Origin of the sequence: Aminobacter sp. MET-1 (assembly GCF_026521175.1) — a bacterium.
GTDB lineage: Bacteria > Pseudomonadota > Alphaproteobacteria > Rhizobiales > Rhizobiaceae > Aminobacter.
On record NZ_JAMSHL010000001.1, the window covers coordinates 200202 to 218257 of the forward strand.

The 18056-nt window shown below is 64.0% G+C and carries 22 protein-coding genes; 10 read left to right on the forward strand and 12 right to left on the reverse strand.

Features of this window, described 5'->3' with window-relative positions:
• Positions 1 to 8: 8 nt before the first annotated feature.
• Positions 9 to 806, reverse strand: coding sequence for an N-formylglutamate amidohydrolase (locus NDO48_RS00970; RefSeq protein ID WP_018429934.1), 798 nt, complete (start codon positions 804 to 806; stop codon positions 9 to 11).
• Between the two features lie 242 nt (positions 807 to 1048).
• Here NDO48_RS00970 and NDO48_RS00975 point away from each other — a divergent pair, with 242 nt between their 5' ends.
• Positions 1049 to 1537, forward strand: a complete 489-nt coding sequence (locus tag NDO48_RS00975) for a DUF1036 domain-containing protein (protein ID WP_040457040.1) — start codon at positions 1049 to 1051, stop codon at positions 1535 to 1537.
• Positions 1534 to 2970: a pyruvate kinase gene (pyk, locus tag NDO48_RS00980; protein WP_018429932.1), complete on the forward strand. Its 1437-nt coding sequence runs from the start codon at positions 1534 to 1536 to the stop codon at positions 2968 to 2970. The genes NDO48_RS00975 and pyk overlap by 4 nt, the downstream gene beginning before the upstream one ends.
• Before the next feature lie 85 nt (positions 2971 to 3055).
• On the opposite strand, the gene NDO48_RS00985 is transcribed toward pyk, so the two are convergent.
• The 4 genes from NDO48_RS00985 to NDO48_RS01000 all read right to left on the reverse strand — a co-directional run bounded on the left by NDO48_RS00985 (position 3056) and on the right by NDO48_RS01000 (position 5687).
• A complete protein-coding gene (locus tag NDO48_RS00985) occupies positions 3056 to 4105 on the reverse strand; it encodes an alpha/beta fold hydrolase (protein ID WP_018429931.1) in 1050 nt (349 codons plus the stop codon).
• Positions 4106 to 4242: 137 nt separating this feature from the next.
• Entirely contained in the window at positions 4243 to 4824 is a 582-nt protein-coding gene (locus NDO48_RS00990) for a tetratricopeptide repeat protein (RefSeq protein ID WP_026227588.1), read from the reverse strand.
• A gap of 80 nt (positions 4825 to 4904) precedes the next feature.
• Positions 4905 to 5030 (reverse strand): type B 50S ribosomal protein L36, encoded by a 126-nt coding sequence (gene ykgO / locus NDO48_RS00995; protein ID WP_018429929.1) that lies wholly within the window; start codon positions 5028 to 5030, stop codon positions 4905 to 4907.
• 315 nt (positions 5031 to 5345) lie between these two features.
• A complete protein-coding gene (locus tag NDO48_RS01000; RefSeq protein WP_018429928.1) occupies positions 5346 to 5687 on the reverse strand; it encodes a winged helix-turn-helix transcriptional regulator in 342 nt (113 codons plus the stop codon).
• Between the two features lie 132 nt (positions 5688 to 5819).
• On the opposite strand from NDO48_RS01000, the gene NDO48_RS01005 reads away from it, so the two are divergent.
• Positions 5820 to 6704: an NAD(P)-dependent oxidoreductase gene (locus NDO48_RS01005; RefSeq protein WP_018429927.1), complete on the forward strand. Its 885-nt coding sequence runs from the start codon at positions 5820 to 5822 to the stop codon at positions 6702 to 6704.
• A gap of 74 nt (positions 6705 to 6778) precedes the next feature.
• Complete coding sequence (locus tag NDO48_RS01010; protein ID WP_018429926.1) at positions 6779 to 7150, forward strand: hypothetical protein; 372 nt, start codon at positions 6779 to 6781, stop codon at positions 7148 to 7150.
• Positions 7151 to 7176: 26 nt separating this feature from the next.
• On the opposite strand, the gene NDO48_RS01015 is transcribed toward NDO48_RS01010, so the two are convergent.
• From NDO48_RS01015 to NDO48_RS01025, 3 genes are all read right to left on the reverse strand, one after another.
• Entirely contained in the window at positions 7177 to 8262 is a 1086-nt protein-coding gene (locus tag NDO48_RS01015) for a 5-(carboxyamino)imidazole ribonucleotide synthase (RefSeq protein WP_018429925.1), read from the reverse strand.
• Entirely contained in the window at positions 8259 to 8765 is a 507-nt protein-coding gene (gene purE / locus NDO48_RS01020) for a 5-(carboxyamino)imidazole ribonucleotide mutase (protein WP_018429924.1), read from the reverse strand. The genes NDO48_RS01015 and purE overlap by 4 nt, the downstream gene beginning before the upstream one ends.
• 249 nt (positions 8766 to 9014) lie before the next feature.
• Positions 9015 to 9218, reverse strand: a complete 204-nt coding sequence (locus NDO48_RS01025; RefSeq protein ID WP_018429923.1) for a YdcH family protein — start codon at positions 9216 to 9218, stop codon at positions 9015 to 9017.
• Between the two features lie 237 nt (positions 9219 to 9455).
• Here NDO48_RS01025 and NDO48_RS01030 point away from each other — a divergent pair, with 237 nt between their 5' ends.
• Entirely contained in the window at positions 9456 to 9635 is a 180-nt protein-coding gene (locus NDO48_RS01030; RefSeq protein ID WP_018429922.1) for a YdcH family protein, read from the forward strand.
• Positions 9636 to 9844: 209 nt separating this feature from the next.
• On the opposite strand, the gene NDO48_RS01035 is transcribed toward NDO48_RS01030, so the two are convergent.
• The 3 genes from NDO48_RS01035 to NDO48_RS01045 all read right to left on the reverse strand — a co-directional run bounded on the left by NDO48_RS01035 (position 9845) and on the right by NDO48_RS01045 (position 11727).
• Positions 9845 to 10108 carry an ArsR/SmtB family transcription factor gene (locus NDO48_RS01035; RefSeq protein WP_026227585.1) on the reverse strand — a complete coding sequence of 88 codons (264 nt, stop codon included), beginning with the start codon at positions 10106 to 10108 and terminating at the stop codon, positions 9845 to 9847.
• 97 nt (positions 10109 to 10205) lie between these two features.
• Complete coding sequence (locus NDO48_RS01040) at positions 10206 to 11453, reverse strand: MFS transporter (RefSeq protein ID WP_018429920.1); 1248 nt, start codon at positions 11451 to 11453, stop codon at positions 10206 to 10208.
• A 79-nt stretch (positions 11454 to 11532) separates the two neighbouring features.
• Positions 11533 to 11727, reverse strand: coding sequence for a DUF1192 domain-containing protein (locus NDO48_RS01045; RefSeq protein ID WP_018429919.1), 195 nt, complete (start codon positions 11725 to 11727; stop codon positions 11533 to 11535).
• Between the two features lie 113 nt (positions 11728 to 11840).
• Here NDO48_RS01045 and NDO48_RS01050 point away from each other — a divergent pair, with 113 nt between their 5' ends.
• Positions 11841 to 12851, forward strand: a complete 1011-nt coding sequence (locus NDO48_RS01050; protein ID WP_018429918.1) for an NAD(P)H-quinone oxidoreductase — start codon at positions 11841 to 11843, stop codon at positions 12849 to 12851.
• Between the two features lie 14 nt (positions 12852 to 12865).
• Here NDO48_RS01050 and NDO48_RS01055 read toward each other — a convergent pair whose 3' ends face one another.
• On the reverse strand, positions 12866 to 13666 hold the full coding sequence (locus tag NDO48_RS01055; protein WP_018429917.1) for a class I SAM-dependent methyltransferase: 801 nt from the start codon (positions 13664 to 13666) through the stop codon (positions 12866 to 12868).
• A 257-nt stretch (positions 13667 to 13923) separates the two neighbouring features.
• On the opposite strand from NDO48_RS01055, the gene NDO48_RS01060 reads away from it, so the two are divergent.
• The 4 genes from NDO48_RS01060 to NDO48_RS01075 all read left to right on the forward strand — a co-directional run bounded on the left by NDO48_RS01060 (position 13924) and on the right by NDO48_RS01075 (position 17877).
• Positions 13924 to 15591: a sensor histidine kinase gene (locus tag NDO48_RS01060; protein ID WP_018429916.1), complete on the forward strand. Its 1668-nt coding sequence runs from the start codon at positions 13924 to 13926 to the stop codon at positions 15589 to 15591.
• Positions 15588 to 16172, forward strand: a complete 585-nt coding sequence (locus tag NDO48_RS01065) for a response regulator transcription factor (RefSeq protein ID WP_018429915.1) — start codon at positions 15588 to 15590, stop codon at positions 16170 to 16172. Before NDO48_RS01060 ends, NDO48_RS01065 begins: the two co-directional genes overlap by 4 nt.
• 191 nt (positions 16173 to 16363) lie before the next feature.
• On the forward strand, positions 16364 to 16852 hold the full coding sequence (locus NDO48_RS01070; protein ID WP_018429914.1) for a GlcG/HbpS family heme-binding protein: 489 nt from the start codon (positions 16364 to 16366) through the stop codon (positions 16850 to 16852).
• Between the two features lie 323 nt (positions 16853 to 17175).
• Positions 17176 to 17877 (forward strand): DUF1013 domain-containing protein, encoded by a 702-nt coding sequence (locus tag NDO48_RS01075; RefSeq protein WP_267320696.1) that lies wholly within the window; start codon positions 17176 to 17178, stop codon positions 17875 to 17877.
• The last annotated feature ends 179 nt before the right edge of the window (positions 17878 to 18056 follow it).

The following is an 18056-nucleotide window of genomic DNA, read 5'->3' on the forward strand; positions in this document are numbered from 1 at the left end:
ATCCTCCTTCACAGCGGCCCGGTGCGCGAGCCGAATTGCCTGACTTCATGTATATCGGGGCGGCGGTCGATGGCGTCAACGATGGGCGCGAGGCGTTCGGCCCAGGCGGTGGTACCGGCCTCGTCGCCGATCAGGTCCTGGCGGATTTCGAGCAGCGCATGGGCATAGCCGTTGACGATGCAGTGCTTGAACATGGTGTCGCCGCGCAGGGCGCCGTCATAGGGCTCGTTGTCGCCGACGACGAGCGCCGGATCGGCGGCCAGAAGTTCGATCAGCGGCCAGGCGGCGCGATGGTCCATGTCCCAGAGCACACCTGCGTGCCACGGCCGGGCGCGGCCTTGCATGACCGGCGTGAAGGAATGCACCGACAGGATGAAGGGCGCGCTTGCCGATTCCTTGTGCACCGAGGCGACCATGGCGCCGACAGCGTCGTGATAGGGGCGGTAGAAGTTGTCGAGCCGGCGCTCGCGCTCCGTCCCGGTCATGGGATAGTTTCCCGGGATGACTGAGCCGTCATAGAGCTGGCGGATCAGCGTCGGGTCGTCCTCGCCGCGATTGGGGTCGATCAGCAGGCGCGAGAAGTTGGCGAGCACCGCGGGCACCCCCAGAAGTGCCGCCAGCTTGCGGGTCACCTGTTCGGCGCCGATGTCGTAGGCAATGTGGCGGTCGAACTCTTCAGGCGGCAGGCCGAGGTCGCCATATTCCTGCGGTAGGTCGCGCCTGGCGTGGTCGCAAAGCAGGACGATGCCCCGCCTGCGGTCGCCGTCGACGATGTCGAAAGGGGCAAAAAGTGCTGTACGCGTCATCGGCGGCAATTTGTCCTTCGGCCGGCGGGCAGGCGAAAACCAGCGTCGCTGAGGTGGGGATATGTGCTAACGCCGTTGTTTTGCCAACCTTTTTTCGAATATGCCAGTTGGGGCAGCAAATCATGCAGGCCGTGCGCAATTAAATCGATTGGATAAGCGCTCGGCCGCGCGTTGACATGGGCCAAGACATTGCCGAAAAGGGGCACCGGAAAATGCAGAACATGTCGAAGAGGGGCTTTGGGATGGGATTTGCCGGGGGAACGCGCCTGCGCTCAACCGTCGCAACGCTCTCCCTGTTTCTTGCCGTTCCGATGATTGCCACCGTTGCCGCTTCGCCTGCTCACGCCGATTTCCGCGTCTGCAATGCGACCCAGAGCCTGGTCGGCGTCGGCATCGGCTACCGCTCCAAGGCCGGATGGATCACCGAGGGTTGGTGGCACATCGAGGGTTCGACGTGCAAGACGCTGATCGAAGGCCCGCTGTCATCGAGGTTTTATTATCTCTATGCAGAAGATGCCGAGCGTGGCGGCCGCTGGGACGGGCCGATCACCATGTGTGTGGCCGAAAAAGAGTTCAAGATTGCCGGTGTCACCGACTGTGTAGCGCGTGGCTTCCAGCGTGCCGGCTTCCAGGAATACGATACGGGCGAGCAGGCGAACTGGATGGTCCAGCTCACGGATGAGCCCGCAACGGGCGGCCCGACGGCCGCCTCGGGAACGAATGGTCAATGAGACGTAGCCGCAAGGTCAAGATACTCGCCACCCTGGGTCCCGCTTCGTCCGACGAAGCGATGATCCGAAAGCTCTTCGAAGCGGGGGCTGACGTCTTCCGCATCAATATGAGCCATACCGACCACGATTCGATGCGCGCGCTCGTCGCCCGCATCCGCAAGGTCGAGGGTGACGTGGGTCGACCGATCGGCATCCTCGCCGACCTCCAGGGCCCCAAGCTCCGCGTCGGTAAGTTCGCCAACGGCAAGGAAGAGCTGACCGTCGGCCAGACCTTCACCCTTGACGACAATCCCGACCTCGGCACCTCCAGCCGCGTGCACCTGCCGCATCCCGAAATCCTCAAGTCGGTCCAGGCAGGCCACCGCCTGCTGATCGACGACGGCAAGCTCGAGCTCAAGGCAACAAAGACCGACGGCAAGTCGATCGTCTGCACGGTCGTCGCCGGCACCAAGATTTCCGACAAGAAGGGCGTCAGCCTGCCCGATACCGACCTGCCGGTCGGCGCGTTGACCGAGAAGGACCGCAAGGACCTCGACGCGGTGCTGGAAACCGGCGTCGACTGGGTCGCGCTGTCCTTCATCCAGCGCCCGGAAGACCTGGCCGAAGCCCGTAAGATCGCTCAGGGCCGCGCGCTGCTGCTCTCCAAGATCGAAAAGCCGCAGGCCGTCGCACGCCTCGCCGAGATCATCGAGTTGTCCGATGCCTTGATGGTCGCCCGCGGCGATCTTGGTGTCGAAATGCCGATCGAGTCGGTTCCCGGCATCCAGAAGCAGATCACGCGTGCTGCCCGCCGCGCCGGCAAGCCGGTGGTTGTCGCCACCCAGATGCTGGAATCGATGATCACAGCACCAGTGCCGACCCGCGCCGAAGTGTCTGATGTTGCAACGGCTGTCTTCGAGGGTGCCGACGCGATCATGCTGTCGGCCGAATCCGCTGCCGGCCAGTATCCGGTCGAGTCCGTGGCGACGATGAACCGTATCGCCCAGCAGGTCGAAAAGGATCCGACCTATCCTGGCATCATCAACGCCCAGCGCTCGCAGCCGGAGGCTACCGGCGCCGACGCGATCTCGCTTGCGGCGCGTGAAATCGCCGAGACGCTGAAGCTGTCGGCGATCGTCACCTACACCGCCTCGGGCACCACCGGCCTACGTGCCGCGCGCGAGCGCCCGCAGGTGCCGATCATCGCCCTGTCGCCGATCCTGGATACCGCGCGTCGCCTGTCGCTGTTGTGGGGCACGCACTGCGTCGTCTCGCCCGATGCCGTCGATCTCGACGACATGGTCGACCGCGCCTGCAACGTCGCCTTCAACGAAGGTTTCGCCGCTGCCGGCGACCGCCTCATCATCACCGCCGGCGTGCCGCTCAGGACGCCCGGATCGACCAATATGCTGCGCATCGCGTATGTTGGGCCGGAAGGCAAAGGCAGCAGGTGAGCGAATAGGGAGTAGCGAGTAGCGAAGAATGCGTGCCTGTCGGTCAGGCAGGTGCGCCCAACTATTCGCTACTCCTATTTACTGTTCATTCCCCGCCCACTTTCTCGTTCACGCATCCCGCGGCATGCACGTCAGCCGCGATCCGCGCCTCGACCTCGGCTGCCGCCTGTTTGAGGTCGACATTCTTGCCGGCCAGTTTCTCGACCGCGGCGAGCACCAGGTCCGGGGCCACCCAGTCGGGTTTGTGGCCGAGGTTTTTGACCCACACCAGTTCGGCGCCGGGGATGTCGCGGGCCAATCCCACCGAGTGGATTTCCTCATAGACGACGGTGTCTTCGTCGCCCGAGATCACCACCGTCGGCGCCTTGATCTCGTGGTAGCGCGGCGCCGTCTTCAGCGCGTGGCGGTATAGCCCCTCGACATCTATGGCATTGGCGCGGAAGGCCGAGGGGCGCAGCACCAGCTTGATCTGGGCGTTGTCGACATACCCGTCCGGCACCTTGTTGGGCGAAAACACACAGGTCGTCGCCGCATCGATGCGCATGAGGCCGACGGGGTCCGAGAGCGTTGCCGTGAACAGGTTGCCCAGCATGGGTGTAGCCGCCACGCTGTAGTACCAGGAGGTAGCGCCGCCCGGCCAGGGATGGGTGGCGGCCGACAGGAACAATAGCCCGCGCGTCTTGTCCGGGTGCTGCAGCGCAAAGGTCGCCGCGATCGATCCGCCGAACGAATGGCCGACGATGATCGCGTCCTTGATGCCGAGGCGATCCATCAGTGCTGCGATGGTTGCTGCCTGCCCTTCCTGTGTCTCGTTGTTGCCGTTGCCGCGCCCGGACCAGCCGTGGCCGGGACGGTCGAAAAACAGCATCTCGGCGCGGTCCTCGAACATCGGCCCGAGCGGCAGCATCTGGTCCTTGAGATTGGCGCTGGCGCCATGGATGAAGACGAGTGGCGGCAGGTCGGCGCCGGCGGGCCTAGGGACGTGCACGTAGTGTATCCGCGCGCCATCGATGTCGGCAAAGCTGCCGACAGGCGGGTTCTGCCGTTCGATCAGCCAGGCCGAGATGCGGGTGAAGCCAGCAAGCCCAAGCACGATCGCGACGAGCAGGACCAAAATCGCTGTGAGGATGTTCATACGGGATGGGGCTGGGTGAAAGGGAGTGGCGAACAGCGAATAGTGAGCAGTGGGTGGCGAATGGCAACCAAAAATCGGCGCACGCCGCACCAGCGTCATGCCAACTATTCGCTACGCCCTATTCCCTGCTCGCTTCTCTAGATGCTTTCGCCGGCCAGTTCTTCGGACAGGCGCGACACCTCGCTCTGGGCGTTGCGCATCATCGGATAGATTTCGAGCACGCGTTGCCAGGCCTTGAGCGCCATGTCCTTGTGGCCTGTCGTCGCCATGATCTGAGCCATGCCGGAGAGGGCGCCGAAATGGCGCGGCTCCAGCAGCAGCGTGCGCTCGATGTCGACCACCGACTTGCGGTAATTCTGCATCAGGAAATGGACCGTCGCCCGCCGGTTCCAGCCTTCGGCATATTTGGGCTGCAGCGTCGTCACCTGGTCGAGGAAATCGAGCGCGACATCATATTTCTTGGCGTCGATGGCCTGCTGCGACCAAAGCATCATCAGATCGATGGAGGCGCTGCCCGAGCTGTTCCACTCGCCCCAAATCTGGCCGGCGATGCGTTCGGCAGCTTTTTCGTTGCGTTCGCGCTTCAGGTCCGCAAACAGCTTGTCGAGCCGGTTTTCGGTCTTGGCCTCGACCTGTTTGTCTGCCGTCTGGGCGTGCGCCGAAGCCGGCAAGGCGTTTGCCATCAAGGCAAGTGCTAAAATGGCAAAAACGCTCCGCATGCGGGAGAGTCTAAACTCCCGCACGGGAACGTCAAATTGAATTTGCCGTGATGCTCCGGCCGCAGGCGGCCGGGCTGACATCAGCCCTGGCGGGCCTTGTAGCGCGGAGCGGTCTTGTTGATGATGTAGATGCGGCCCTTGCGGCGGACCAGCTGGCAGTCACGGTGACGGCCCTTGAGCGCCTTGAGCGAATTCTTGATCTTCATGTCACTAACCCGTCAGATGGGGCCCATCTCCGGGCCGAAACAAAAGCGCGCCCAACAGCGCGCCCAAATTTGTGTGACTGGCTCTTAGACGAGGAGTCTGGGCCCGTCAACCGCGAGAGGGCTTTGCGCTGCGGATTGATCGGCTTTTTTGCCGGCAATGGTCGTGGCCAAGCCGGCGGGAGGACTTGCCGGTGTCCGGCACACCGGAATCCAATCGCTCATCCGGGCAAGGGAGGGACAGGCGCGGTCTCCGATTCTATCGATTCCGATCGGAAGGCCGGTGTCGGCGTGCCGGCAGAATGCGACCGTATCGTCTCAGGCGTATTCCGTCTTGTCCCCGACATTGCAGGGAAGGCCGAATTGTTCGCCCCAACGGCACAGTGCGCCTGCTGCCGCATTGAGTGCCGTGCCGCGTTCGGTGAGCGAATAGACCACCTTGGCCGGCGTCTCCGAATAGACTTTCCGGTCGACCAGCCCGTCGGCCTCCAGTTCACGCAATTGCTGCGCCAGCATCTTTTCACTGATGCCGGGAATCGACTGTCTCAGCCGGCCGAACCGGCGCGATGCCGTTCCGAGCTCGCAAAGGATGTCTACCTTCCATTTGCCTTCGGTCATCCTGACAGCCATGGCAAATCCATTGTCCGCCGTCTTGTCCATGGTGTTCTCCTTACCGCCAGGTGACCACTTACGCCGAGGTTCGTATTGTGCGCCGCCCATATCAGCATACCTCCACAACGTCGCGACAAATGTCGCGCCGTGGCGCGTCGCCAGTTGATATGGAGTGTTGGAATGAAGCGTTCAATCGCCGTTGTCGGAACCGGCCGCATGGGCTCTGCCCTTGCCCGCGCCTTGCTGGCAGAGGGCCATCGCACGACCGTCTGGAACCGGACAAGAGACAAGGCCGAACCGCTTGCGGCACTCGGTGCCGTCATTGCGCCTTCAGTGCTGGACGCCGTGTCCGCCGCAGAAATCGTCATCGTGAATGTAAGCGACTACGCAGCGACAGCCGACATTCTGCGCGATGTCGCGGTTGCCTCGGCCATCCGTGGCAAGCTGATCGTCGAACTGACCTCGGGTACGCCGCATGGCGCGCGCGAAGTCGCCGATTGGTGCGCCAGGCATGGCGCCAGCTATCTCGATGGCGCGATCATGGCGACACCCGACTTCATCGGCACGGATGCGGCTACGATCCTGATCTCGGGGCAGAGCCAGGCCTTTCAGGAAAACGATGCCGTCTTTCGCGCATTGGGCGGCAATGTCCAGCATGTCGGACAAGATCCCGGACGAGCCAATGCGCTTGATAGCGCTCTGCTGGCCCTGATGTGGGGGGCATTGTTCGGCGCGCTCAATGCGATCGCCGTGTGCCAGGCCGAAGAGATCGAGCTGGGCGAACTGGGCAGCCAGTGGACGGCGACAGCACCAGTCGTCGAAGGGCTCGTCACGGATCTCATCAAGCGCACCAATGCCGGCCGTTTTGCCAGCGACGAGGAGACGCTGTCGTCGATCGCCATCCATCACAGTTCATTCCAGCACCTTCTGGGGCTCATGGATGCGCGCGGAATCGACCGCTCCGTGGTTGACGGTTATGGCTTCATCTTCCAGCGGGCGATCGCGGCCGGCCAGGTACACGGCGACTTCGCGGCGCTGTCGCAGTTTCTTGGAAAAGCTGCATAGGATCGTCGGACAACAAGGCTGGTCGCGTTGTCGTCCAGCCTCACGCCCACAAGTCATAAGAAGAAGGAAGCAGAATGTCCCTGACGCATCTCATCGACACATATTGCGCCGCCTGGTCCACTGAAAGCGCCGAGCAGCGGCGGGCGTTGCTGCTGCCGCTCTGGGGCGACGGCGCAACCTACACGGACCCGTCGGCCCATGCCGACGGCGCTGAAGAGCTGCTGGCGCATATCGCGGGAATTCAGGCCAGGTATCCCGGTGCCCGTGTCCTACGCACCAGCGACGTTGATGTTCATCACGGGGTCGCGCGCTTTGCGTGGAAATTCGTCATGCCTGACGGATCGACCCTGCCAGAAGGCCTGGACATCGCCTTTGTCGACGGGGACCAGAGGCGGATCACCCGCATCATCGGCTTTTTTGGCACGCTGAAGCGGTCTTCTGATTGATTGCGCCAGCGAGACGAGCCAGTGCGTTAGCGCCGGCTTTGCGAAATGCGGGTGAAGTGGCCCATCTTGCGGCCGGGACGGGCCTCCGCTTTGCCGTAGAGATGGACCGCGACGTCAGGTTCGGCGAGCAGTGCCTGCACCTTCTCGATGTCGTCGCCGATCAGGTTTTCCATGACGCAGTCGGAATGGCGGTTGGCATTGCCGAGCGGCAGGCCGGCGACCGCCCGCATGTGCTGCTCGAACTGGGAGATGACGCAGGCCGCCTCCGTCCAGTGACCGGAATTGTGGACGCGCGGCGCCATCTCGTTGGCCAGCAGCGCGCCGTCGGGCATGACGAAGAACTCGATGCCGATAATCCCGACATAGTCGAGCGCCGACAGGATTTTTCGCGCCGCGTCGCGTGCAGCCTCGGCGGTCTGTTCGCTGATCCCGGCAGGCACGGTCGAACTGGCAAGGATGCCGCTGCGGTGGACGTTTTCGGCGGGGTCGTAGACGGCAATGCTGCCGTCGGTGCCGCGCGCGGCGATCACCGACATCTCGCGCTCGAAGGCGACGAAGGATTCGAGTATCAGCTGGCCATTGCCGAGCGAGGCACAGGCGCCGTCGAAGCCGCCGGCAGCCATGTTGCGGAAGACCATCTGGCCCTTGCCGTCATAGCCCATGCGGCGCGTCTTGAGGATGCCGTTGCCGCCGAAGGCCTTCAGGGCATCGGCCAGTTCGTTATCGTTTTCCACAGGGCGGAAATCGGCTGTGGATATCCCGATCCCGTTGAGGAAGGTCTTTTCGACCAGCCGGTCCTGCGCCACTTCCAGCGCCCGAGCCGGCGGATAGACCGCGACTGTCTTCGACAGGTGCTCGGCAGCCACGACAGGGACGTTTTCGAACTCGTAGGTGACGACGGCACTCGAGCGGGCCAGTTCGTCCAGCGCCGCCGGATCGTCATAGGCGGCAACGATCTGGCGGTTGGCGACCTGGGCCGCGGGGCAGTCGACCTGCGGCTCCAGCACCACAATGCGATAGCCGAGGCGGGCGGCGGCCATCGCCAGCATGCGGCCAAGCTGGCCGCCGCCGATGATGCCGATGGTCGATCCGAGGGGAAGGGGGGCGGTCACGCGTCGTCCGTCGGCTGTTCTGCGACCCTTGCGGTCTGGGCGGCACGCCATTCGTCGAGCCTGGTGGCAAGCGCATCGTCTGACAGCGCCAGGACAGCCGCTGCAAGCAATGCCGCGTTGGCGGCTCCGGCCTTGCCGATGGCAAGCGTACCAACGGGAATGCCGGCAGGCATCTGGACGATGGAAAGCAGCGAATCCTGCCCCGACAGCGCCTTGGATTCGACCGGCACGCCAAACACTGGCAGCGACGTCATGGCAGCCGTCATGCCGGGTAGGTGGGCGGCACCGCCGGCGCCCGCGATGATGACGCGGAAACCTGCTGCCTTGGCGCCCTTGGCGAATTCATAGAGGCGGTCGGGGGTGCGGTGAGCCGAGACGATGCGCGCCTCGAAGCCAATGCCGAGCACTTCGAGCAATTCGGCCGCATGGCGCATGGTCGCCCAGTCGGACTGGCTGCCCATGATGATGGCGACGTCGACTTTGTCTTTGCTCACGCGCGGCATCCCTGCTTTTGCAAGGCCTGCGCTTAGCGGAAATGCGCGTCGACCGCAACCAAACTGGGACGCATCGGCCCGAAAACCGGACACGGTTTTCGGAAAGCACGATGCGCAAGTACAAACAGGTCAGAGCGTCCTTTATGCGTCCGCCCGGATGCATGGCGCTCTGACGTATCGGCCCGAAAACCAGACACGGCTCCCCGACGGCCCGAACCGGCCGCTCACAATCAACCGCGCTGTCAGGCGTGGCCTTGCTCAGGCAATGATATCTGGAATGATCCGGTCTTCGATCTGGGCGATCTTGTCCTTGAGGACCAGCTTCTTCTTTTTCATGCGCTGGACCTGCAGCGGATCGCAGCCAGTTGCGATCATCGCGTTGATCGCGGCATCGAAATCAGCATGTTCCTGCTTCAAGCGTGCAAACTCGAGACGAATCTCGGCCTTTTCCTGTTCCGACATGTCTACCGTCTGCAAACTCACTGGCGCACCCGGGGCGCTCCGAAGGCGGGTCGACGACTCCCTGTCGCCGGCGCGAAGCCCTTACCACATTTCACCTCGTCAGGAAATGCTACCACACTTTATTCGACATTGCTGGTGGCTGGTGGCAGACTGTCACGGTTCCGTCACAGAGCCACGTCTGCGGTGGGCGGGTTCGCGTGCGGTGCATCGAGGAAACCATGAAAGGGAGCACCATTCATGTCTCTTGTATCCCATCTTGAAGAGCTTCAGCGGAAGCATGGCGATGTCTCTCGTCAGATCGACGAAGCGATGAACCATCCATCCGTGGACGACCTGTTGATCGTCGCGCTGAAGCGTCGCAAGCTGGCCCTCAAGGACGAGATTGAGAAATTGAAAGGAAAGCCGACCCAGCACTAAAGGTCGTCGAATTCATCTTTTTCATAGGTGCGCATGAACCCATGCGGATCAGTCAGCCGGCGGCGGAATCTACTGCCGCCGGGACCAGTGGCTGACATACTTGCAACGGGTCGATTCAGGGCGAGGCCTTTGGGCCTGACTGATGTGATGTAGCGCAAAGTCGCTGTTTTCTGACAAATTGCTGCGGCCGGGGCCACCACAGGCGTCGGTCAGGCGTTCCAGAACTGATCAAGCCAGATGTTGAGCTTCCTGAAGCCGTCGGTGCTGACAGCATAGACGCGCTTTGTGCCGTCGGCGCGGGCGCTGACCAATCCGGCATCGAGCAGCACTTTCAGATGTTGCGAGACCGCCGGGCGCGACACCGGCAGGCCGGCTGCGAGTTCGCTGACTGTTTTCGGACCGCGACGCAATTCCTCCAGCAGATGGCGCCGGTTGGCGTCGGCAATGGCCAGGAAGGAGTCGTCAGCTTTCATGGCTCCTTTGTGCCGCAACATGTCCGAAATCTCAACCATGAGTCGAAGTTCCGCCGCTGCTCGCGGGCACTCGCACGATGCTGGCCGAGGCCGGCCATCATGCGTCGGCGTCGGCCTTCTGGCGGGGGTCGAGGCGCAGCGATTCAGGTGTTGCGGCGCGGTCGGCCGGCGTGGTCTTGAAGGCCTCGCGCTCTTCGATCGGCACCGCTGCGCGGCGCCTGATGCGGAGCGCGGTGTAGCCGGCGAGGCCGAAATGCGCGGCGGCTGTGGCGAGGAACAGCGCCTCTGGCCTGAGCGCATCCATCAGCCAGGCGCCGAGCAGCGGGCCGACCATGGTGCCGAAGCCGTAGAGCAGCAGCAGACCGCCCGAAACCTTGACGAAGTCCTCGGGCTTGGCGTGGTCGTTGGCATGCGCCACCGCCAGCGAATAGAGCGTGTAGGCGAAGGCGCCATAGCAGGCTGTCATGGCGATGACGAACGGGCCGGAACGCGGCGCCACCAGGAAGATCAGCACAGCGGCGACAGCCGAGGCAAGCGAGGCGCCGATCAGCACGTAGCGGCGATCGGTCCTGTCGGAAATCTTGCCGACCGGGATCTGGAGCGCGGCACCTGCGATGACGACGAGGCTCATCATCAGGGCGATCTCCGGTGTCGAGATGCCGACGCGGGCGCCGTAGACGGCGCCGAGTGTGCCCCAATCGCCATTGGCCACGCCGATCAGGAAGCAGGCGACGGAGGCTACGGGCGAATTGGCATAGAGCCCCTTGAGGTCGAGTGATACGTCCTGCAGCGGCTTGGGGTGGGCGGCGCTGGAGACCGCTGTCGGGATCAGCGACAGGCAGAACAATATGCCTGTCACCATGAACAACGACGCGTTTTTGACGTCGCCGCCGGCGACCATCATCTGGCCGGCCATGATCGAGGCGTAGGTCACCATCATGTAGAGGCCGAAGACGGTGCCGCGGTTCTCGTTGGTGGCGCGCTCGTTGAGCCAGCTCTCGATCACCATGAAAGCGCCGGCCATGACGAAGCCGGTGAAGGCGCGCAGGAAGATCCAGACATATTCATTGACGATCAGCCCGGTCAGCAGGGCGACGATCGCCGCCGACGCCGCGAAGGTGCCGAAGGCACGGACATGGCCGGCGCGGCGCACGACGCGCGGAGCGAAATAGCAACCGGCAACAAAACCGCCGGCCCAGGCGGTTCCCATCAGGCCGAGTGCCGTGGTGGAAAAACCCTCCTCCTGGCCGCGAAGCGGCAGAAGAAGGCCATGCAGCCCGGACGCTGCCAGCAGGAAAGCTGTGCCGCGAAGCAGCGAAAGGATCGGCCTGTAGGTTGCGAGCATCGAACTGTCCCACCAAGAATCAATAGAGCGCCAGGTCGTGAAGACCGCCCCTTTGGGGCTTTTCGGCGACGACTGGATGTCAGTTGCGCTTGAACAGCGCCTCGGCTGCCGATTTGGTCGAGCCCTTGACCCCAAGCTCGGCCTCGAGCCGCGCGATCTCGCTGCGCAGCAGGGCAATACGCTCGTTCAGTTCGCCGACCGAAAGCAGCGATAGGTCCTGGCCGATCTCGTGGGCAAGGGGCTTCTTCTTGGGGTCGTCGTCGAACAGCGCCATTCGATGTCTCCATCCTCGGACAGGCGTTTGCCTGATTTGCCAATGAGAATACATAGTGCGGGCAAGGACATGCAAATGCCGGTTCAGGCCGGACGGAACGGAGAACGACAGAGATGGCCAACGCTGCCAAACTTCCGGCGAAAATGCTCGCGGTGGCGATCACGCAACCGGGCGGACCGCGCGTGCTCAAGGCGGAAAAGCGCGACCTGCCGGAACTGGGCACCGGCGAGATCCTGATCCGCGTGCATGCAGCCGGCGTCAACCGGCCCGACGTGCAGCAGCGCAAGGGCGCCTATCCCGCACCTTCAGGCGCCTCCGACCTGCCGGGTCTCGAGGTCGCGGGCGAGGTGGCAGCGCTTGGCGACGGTGTCAGTCGCTGGCGCATCGGAGACCAGGTCTGCGCCCTGACCCCTGGCGGAGGTTATGCCGAATATGCCAGGGTGCATGAGACCAACGCGCTGCCGCTGCCGGCGGGCTTCACCTACACGGAAGCAGCGGCGGTGCCCGAGACCTTCTTCACCGTCTGGCACAATGTGTTCGAACGCGGTGCGCTCAAGGCCGGCGAGACGCTGCTGGTTCATGGCGGTTCGTCGGGCATCGGCACCACTGCGATCCAGCTTGCCTCGGCCTTCGGCGCCTATGTGATCGTCACTGCCGGTTCGGACGACAAGTGCGCTGCCTGCCTCAAGCTCGGAGCCGACCGGGCGATCAACTACAAGAACGAGGATTTCGTCCAGGCAGTGAAGGAAGCCACCGACGGCAAGGGCGCCAACGTCATCCTCGACATGGTCGGCGGCGACTATGTCGGCCGCAACTACAATGCCGCCGCCGTCGACGGCCGCATCGTCCAGATCGCGACGCAGGGCGGGGCGGTGGCAAGCACCGATTTCTCCAAGCTGATGGTCAAGCGCCTGACCCATACCGGCTCGACACTCAGGCCGCGCACCACCGAGTTCAAGGGCGCAATCGCTGCAGCGCTCGAGGCCCAGGTCTGGCCGCTGCTCGCTGTCCGCCGCGTTGCCCCGGTCATGGACATGATCTTCCCGCTCAAGGAAGCCTGGCGCGCGCATGAGCGCATGGAAGAGGGGGAGCACATCGGCAAGATCGTGCTCGATGTGGGGTGAGGCTTCCCCATGCCTCAGCTGACGGTGCCGCGCACGGCCCAGGCGATGTTGGCGAAGGAGCGCGGGCCGTCGGGCCGACCGGCCTCATAGGCATCCCGTACGGCCGCCTCCGTACGCGCCTTGTCCGCTTGGTCGAGCGTGGCGACAAACTTGCCGATCGGGCCTTCGCCCGCGCCGATGGGCGCCCAGAGATCGGCGAAGTCGGCATAGTCCATGCGCTGCAAAAGCTGCGTTTCCTCGACGCCTGACAGTCCCTGCGCTGCGAAGGCCGCCTTCATCTCGCCCGGCTGCATCATCGGCTGGAAGCAATAGCGGGCGCGCAACTGCCGGCCGGCTTCGCTTTGTGTGGCAAGGGTGTCGACCACCATGCGCATGCCGGGCATGCCGCCATAGTGGTCCCACACAGTGGCCGCGACCACGCCGCCCGGCCGCGTCACCCTGGCCATCTCCGCGATCGCTCTGGGCGCCTCTGGCACGAAATGCAGCACCAAAAGCGCCAGCGCACGGTCGAAGTCGTTGTCGTCAAAGGGCAGCGCGCAGGCATCGGCCTGGCTGATGTTTATGCGCGGATCTGAGTTGCGCGCCTGTGCTGCGGCAACAAAGACCGGCGAGAAGTCGATTGCCGTGATTGCGCTGAGGTTTGCAGCCTTGGCCAGCGCGAAGGTCAGACTGCCGGTGCCGCAGCCGACGTCGAGCACCTTTTCGCCATCGGCAAGCCCGGCAAAATCGATGAACGGAACCGCGAGCTTTCGGCTCCAGCGGCCCATCAGCTGCTCATAGCCGGCCGCGTCCTGCACGTTGAAGCTTGATGCCATCGAAGCCTCCTATGCCTGGAGGCATGGTAGGCCGGGGTGTGGGAGATGGGAAGGTCTGTTGGCCAAGTCCGCTCTATGCGGGCTTGGTTCGCGAATGACCATTCTGCGCACCAATGGCAGTTTTCAGGGACTGGCCTTTGGCGCTGGAGTCTGCACAGCTTGACGAGGAGAGCCTTTTCGTTGAGCCGACACGCCGTTCCCTTCTGACTGGTCCGCGATTATGGTGACACCAAATTCAGGCTCAGCGTTCGTCCCACGTGATCTCACCCCTCTCCAATCCCCGCATCCTCTCTCTCTCGCTTTGGCTGGCCGCACTGGCGGCTTTCATCGCCGTGTCGGTGGAGACGTCGCGGACGCGGATGGCGGACGAGCTGGAGGTGACGGGGCGGACCTTGCACCGGCTGATCTCGCAGCGGGTGGCGCAGCATGATGCGCATCTGACCACGCTGATCGCCTTGTCGAGCGGGGCCGAGCCTGCGTCCGACGGAGCCGTACGGCAGGTGATGGAGAGCATTTCGCGGTTTTATCCGCGCATTACCTGGTTGGCGCTGGTTTCGCTTGAGCCGGATGGAGTGGCGAGTGGTGCCGCAGGCGCGGAGCAGGGATCGGCCGTACCCGGCGGTTTGGAGGCATCGCAGCCAGCCGGCGTCACCGCTTCGGGCGTTGCGGTGCGCGAGGCGGTGGATGTGCCACCAGGCGGTGGCGTCGATCTGGCGCCCCTGGGAGGAAACATCGCCGCGCAGGTGAGGGGCAGGCCGAGTGTTTATGCCGCTGGCGCGGGGCGCTATCTCCTGGCCAAGCGCGCGCCGGAGCCTTCCGACCACGCGGTGGTGCTGATGATCGATGCGGCGAAGCTTGTGGAGCCGGAGGAGCGGCCTGATTTTGCGCATCTCAGGATCAGCCTTGATGGCGACGAGCTGGTGGATTTGCCGGCCGAGGCGTCGGTTGGGCCTGGGGTGTCGTGGCTTGTGCCGCCACATTTCGAGAAGGTGATCGACGGCGAGGGGCAACGGCTATTGTTGTCGCTCGACCGGTCGTTGCCGTTGGCGGCGCTGGTACCGCCGGGGCGGTTCTTGGGCTTTGCCGTGGTGGCGGGCTTGTTGGCTGCGGCCTTGAGCTTTGGGCTCGGGCAGCGGGCTGAGGTGAAGCGCTCCGAGCTTGCGGCGCGCGAGGCCGAGGAGCGGCTCTACGTTCAGGAGCGGGAGACGCGTCTTGCGCACGCCTCGCGCGTCAATGCCATGGGCGAGCTGGCGTCGGGCATCGCGCATGAGCTGACGCAGCCGCTGACCGCACTTCTCAGCCGCAGCCAGGCGGCGCTCCGGCTGTCGCGGGCGGATAGGCCCGACATGGCGATGATTTCGCAGGCGCTCGACGTCAATGTGCGCGAAGCCAAGCGCGCTGGCGAGATGCTGAAGCGGATGCGCGATTATGCCTCCAACAAGGCGCCCGAGCGGGCACTGCAGGACCTGAATGCCATCGTCGCCGAGGTGGTGGCGCTGACCCGCACCGATCTCGAGCGACGCGGGGTGGCGCTGGTGCTGGAGCTTGGCGAGCCCGCGCCTGAGGCGGTGGTCGATGCCATCGAGATGGAACAGGTGCTGCACAATCTGATCCGCAATGCGGCGGAGGCGACGGGGTCGGGCGGGGTGGTGACGATCGCCACTGGGCGGGCTGGGCGCGAGGCGAAGGTTGTCGTCAGCGACGACGGACCGGGGATCCCTGCCGAGGTGCTGCCAAAACTGTTCACGCCGTTCTTCACCACCAAAGCCGACGGGATGGGGCTGGGACTGTCCTTGTGCGCATCGCTGGTGGAACGCGTGGACGGGCGGATCGCGGCGGAGAACGGGGCGCGGGGAGCGCGGTTCACGGTGAGTTTGCCGTTGGCAAGGAGCGGCGGAGCGTCGGCCACGGAGAGCAACGGATGACGCATAGGGTCTATCTGGTCGACGACGACGAGGCGGTGCGCGAGGCGCTGGCCTTCCTGCTCTCGACCTATGGGATTGTGGCGGAGACTTTTGGCGATCCGCAAACGTTTCTCGCGCATGTCGATGAGAACAAGCCGGGCGTGCTGGTGGTGGATTTGCGCATGCCCTTGGTGTCTGGGCAGCAACTGCACCAGAAGTTGGGCGAGCGTGGAATCGACTGGCCGACGATCATGATCACTGGGCATGGCGATGTCGCGGCCTGCCGACGCGCCTTCAAGGCTGGCATCCAGGATTTTTTGACCAAGCCGGTCGACGGCGAGGTGCTGGTCGATGCGCTGCAGCAGGGGTTTTTGAGCCTCGATGCCGGGCTGGAGAAACGCGAGGCGCGCGCTCTTCTGGCAAAACTCACGGAGCGCGAGCGCGAGGTGCTCGACATGGTGGCGCGCGGCTGGGCGAGCAAGGAAATCGCCGTAGCACTCGAAGTCTCGGCCCGCACCATCGACGCGCACCGGGCGAAGATCGCCGAGAAGCTGGGCACCAGTTCGGTGGCCGAGCAGGTGCGGCTGGCGCTGATCTCCTAGTGGACATGACCCCTTCTGAAAGCCGGCCTCCACTTTTTGGGGTCATGCCCTTGGCGGTCGCAGCAGTAGGTAATCCTACCTAGGCCAGGTGGTGGCATCGCGGATTCAGCCTGCGGTGCGATGCGGGTAGTTCTCTGTCCGGACAAGCGAAACGCTTTCTCCCGAGAAAACATCAGGACAGGAACCCAGTCATGATCAAGAACATCCTCCTTGCAGCCGTTACCACTGTCGCCGTCACCGGCGCCGCTTCCGCCCAGGTTCTGACCGAGAAGAACATCTCGTCGAGCCTCGCCGTCGAGATCGCCCAGGCCGCCGTCCAGGCATGTGCCGCCGACAAGTACAATGTGACCGCCGCCGTGGTCGACCGTGCGGGTGTGCTGCGCGCGCTGGTCCGCGCCGACAATGCCGGCACCCACACCGTTTCCGCCGCCCAGGACAAGGCCTTCACCTCGGCCTCGTCGCGCACGCCGACCTCGAAGATGGCCGAGAACGTGCAGAAGAACCCGGGTGCGGCCGGCCTGGTCGACATCAAGGGTTTCCTGGTGCTCGCAGGTGGCATGCCGATCAAGGCGGGTGATGCGGTCATCGGCGCCATCGGCGTCGGCGGCGCGCCCGGCGGCAATTTCGACGAGGCCTGCGCGGTCAAGGCGATCGAGGCCGTTGCCGACAAGCTGAAGTAAGCAGCTTCGATTGAACCAGGCTCGCCGGTATCAGGTCCGGCCGGTGGGCCTGGCCTGCCTGTCCCGAAAGCCAAAACCGGTTTTCGGGCCGATACAAAAAGCCCCGCTTTCGGAGTTTCCGGAGGCGGGGCTTTTGTCGTGGAGAGGCGTTTTGAGAGACAGCGCGCGCGTTGCGGCAGGCTGTTTGTGGGCAATTGGCCATTCTGCCCAAAATCGTTGCGGAGCAGGGCGAATACGTCTATATACAGCCCGAATTTCCCATTTTCTGGTGGTCTGACCACCGCCCGCGTGAGGGACGCGGGCGAGCGAAGAGGATATATCGCATGGCCAATACGCTGCTTATGCCCAAGGCGACCGCCGTCTGGCTGGTCGACAACACCGCGCTGTCGTTCGACCAGATCGCGCAGTTCTGCTCGCTGCACCCGCTCGAGGTGAAGGCGATTGCCGACGGCGAATCGGCGCAGGGCATCAAGGGCATGGACCCTGTCATGACCGGCCAGTTGACGCGCGCCGAGATCGCCAAGGGCGAGGGCGACATCAACCACCGCCTCAAGCTGTCGGATCCCAAGGTCCGCGTGCCCGAGACCAAGCGCAAGGGCCCGCGCTACACGCCGCTGTCGAAGCGCCAGGATCGCCCGAATGCCATCTACTGGCTGGTGAAGAACCATCCCGAGCTCAAGGACGCGCAGATTTCGCGTCTGGTCGGCACGACCAAGGCGACGATCGAGCAGATCCGCGAGCGCAAGCACTGGAACATCGCCCAGCTGACGCCGATGGACCCGGTTGCGCTCGGCCTGTGCTCGCAGATCGACCTCGACATCGAAGTGCAGCGCGCTTCGCGCGGCCGCGAGGCCCCGGCGCCTGTCGGCGACACCCTGCTGCCGGCAGCGCTGACCGAGCGCCTGACGCCCGCGGCCATGGCGCCGAAGGACGAGGACCAGGAACTCGACGCCAATGCCGTCTTCGCCAAGCTTTCGGCGCTCAAGTCGAAGGAGCCCGAGGACGAAGACGAAGACAAGTTCTGAGCCCAGAGCGTTTCCGCTTTTCTTCGAATCGCGGAACCCCTCTATGTCGTTGTTTTTGCGCAATTCTTGATGGAAAACCGCTGCGCACTTTTGCTGGAATGCTCCAGGCTGCTCACACATGAAAAGGCCCCGCAATGCGGGGCCTTTTTTGTTTCTTGCGGGAGCAGGTTGGATGGCGT

Bases quoted from the DNA above. Each gene is read 5' to 3' on its own strand.
- NDO48_RS00970 (WP_018429934.1), bottom strand. From the start codon at position 806: ATGACGCGTACAGCACTTTTTGCCCCTTTCGACATCGTCGACGGCGAC.
- NDO48_RS00975 (WP_040457040.1), top strand. From the start codon at position 1,049: ATGGGATTTGCCGGGGGAACGCGCCTGCGCTCAACCGTCGCAACGCTC.
- pyk (WP_018429932.1), top strand. From the start codon at position 1,534: ATGAGACGTAGCCGCAAGGTCAAGATACTCGCCACCCTGGGTCCCGCT.
- NDO48_RS00985 (WP_018429931.1), bottom strand. From the start codon at position 4,105: ATGAACATCCTCACAGCGATTTTGGTCCTGCTCGTCGCGATCGTGCTT.
- NDO48_RS00990 (WP_026227588.1), bottom strand. From the start codon at position 4,824: ATGCGGAGCGTTTTTGCCATTTTAGCACTTGCCTTGATGGCAAACGCC.
- ykgO (WP_018429929.1), bottom strand. From the start codon at position 5,030: ATGAAGATCAAGAATTCGCTCAAGGCGCTCAAGGGCCGTCACCGTGAC.
- NDO48_RS01000 (WP_018429928.1), bottom strand. From the start codon at position 5,687: ATGGACAAGACGGCGGACAATGGATTTGCCATGGCTGTCAGGATGACC.
- NDO48_RS01005 (WP_018429927.1), top strand. From the start codon at position 5,820: ATGAAGCGTTCAATCGCCGTTGTCGGAACCGGCCGCATGGGCTCTGCC.
- NDO48_RS01010 (WP_018429926.1), top strand. From the start codon at position 6,779: ATGTCCCTGACGCATCTCATCGACACATATTGCGCCGCCTGGTCCACT.
- purE (WP_018429924.1), bottom strand. From the start codon at position 8,765: ATGCCGCGCGTGAGCAAAGACAAAGTCGACGTCGCCATCATCATGGGC.
- NDO48_RS01025 (WP_018429923.1), bottom strand. From the start codon at position 9,218: ATGTCGGAACAGGAAAAGGCCGAGATTCGTCTCGAGTTTGCACGCTTG.
- NDO48_RS01030 (WP_018429922.1), top strand. From the start codon at position 9,456: ATGTCTCTTGTATCCCATCTTGAAGAGCTTCAGCGGAAGCATGGCGAT.
- NDO48_RS01035 (WP_026227585.1), bottom strand. From the start codon at position 10,108: ATGAAAGCTGACGACTCCTTCCTGGCCATTGCCGACGCCAACCGGCGC.
- NDO48_RS01040 (WP_018429920.1), bottom strand. From the start codon at position 11,453: ATGCTCGCAACCTACAGGCCGATCCTTTCGCTGCTTCGCGGCACAGCT.
- NDO48_RS01045 (WP_018429919.1), bottom strand. From the start codon at position 11,727: ATGGCGCTGTTCGACGACGACCCCAAGAAGAAGCCCCTTGCCCACGAG.
- NDO48_RS01050 (WP_018429918.1), top strand. From the start codon at position 11,841: ATGGCCAACGCTGCCAAACTTCCGGCGAAAATGCTCGCGGTGGCGATC.
- NDO48_RS01055 (WP_018429917.1), bottom strand. From the start codon at position 13,666: ATGGCATCAAGCTTCAACGTGCAGGACGCGGCCGGCTATGAGCAGCTG.
- NDO48_RS01065 (WP_018429915.1), top strand. From the start codon at position 15,588: ATGACGCATAGGGTCTATCTGGTCGACGACGACGAGGCGGTGCGCGAG.
- NDO48_RS01070 (WP_018429914.1), top strand. From the start codon at position 16,364: ATGATCAAGAACATCCTCCTTGCAGCCGTTACCACTGTCGCCGTCACC.
- NDO48_RS01075 (WP_267320696.1), top strand. From the start codon at position 17,176: ATGGCCAATACGCTGCTTATGCCCAAGGCGACCGCCGTCTGGCTGGTC.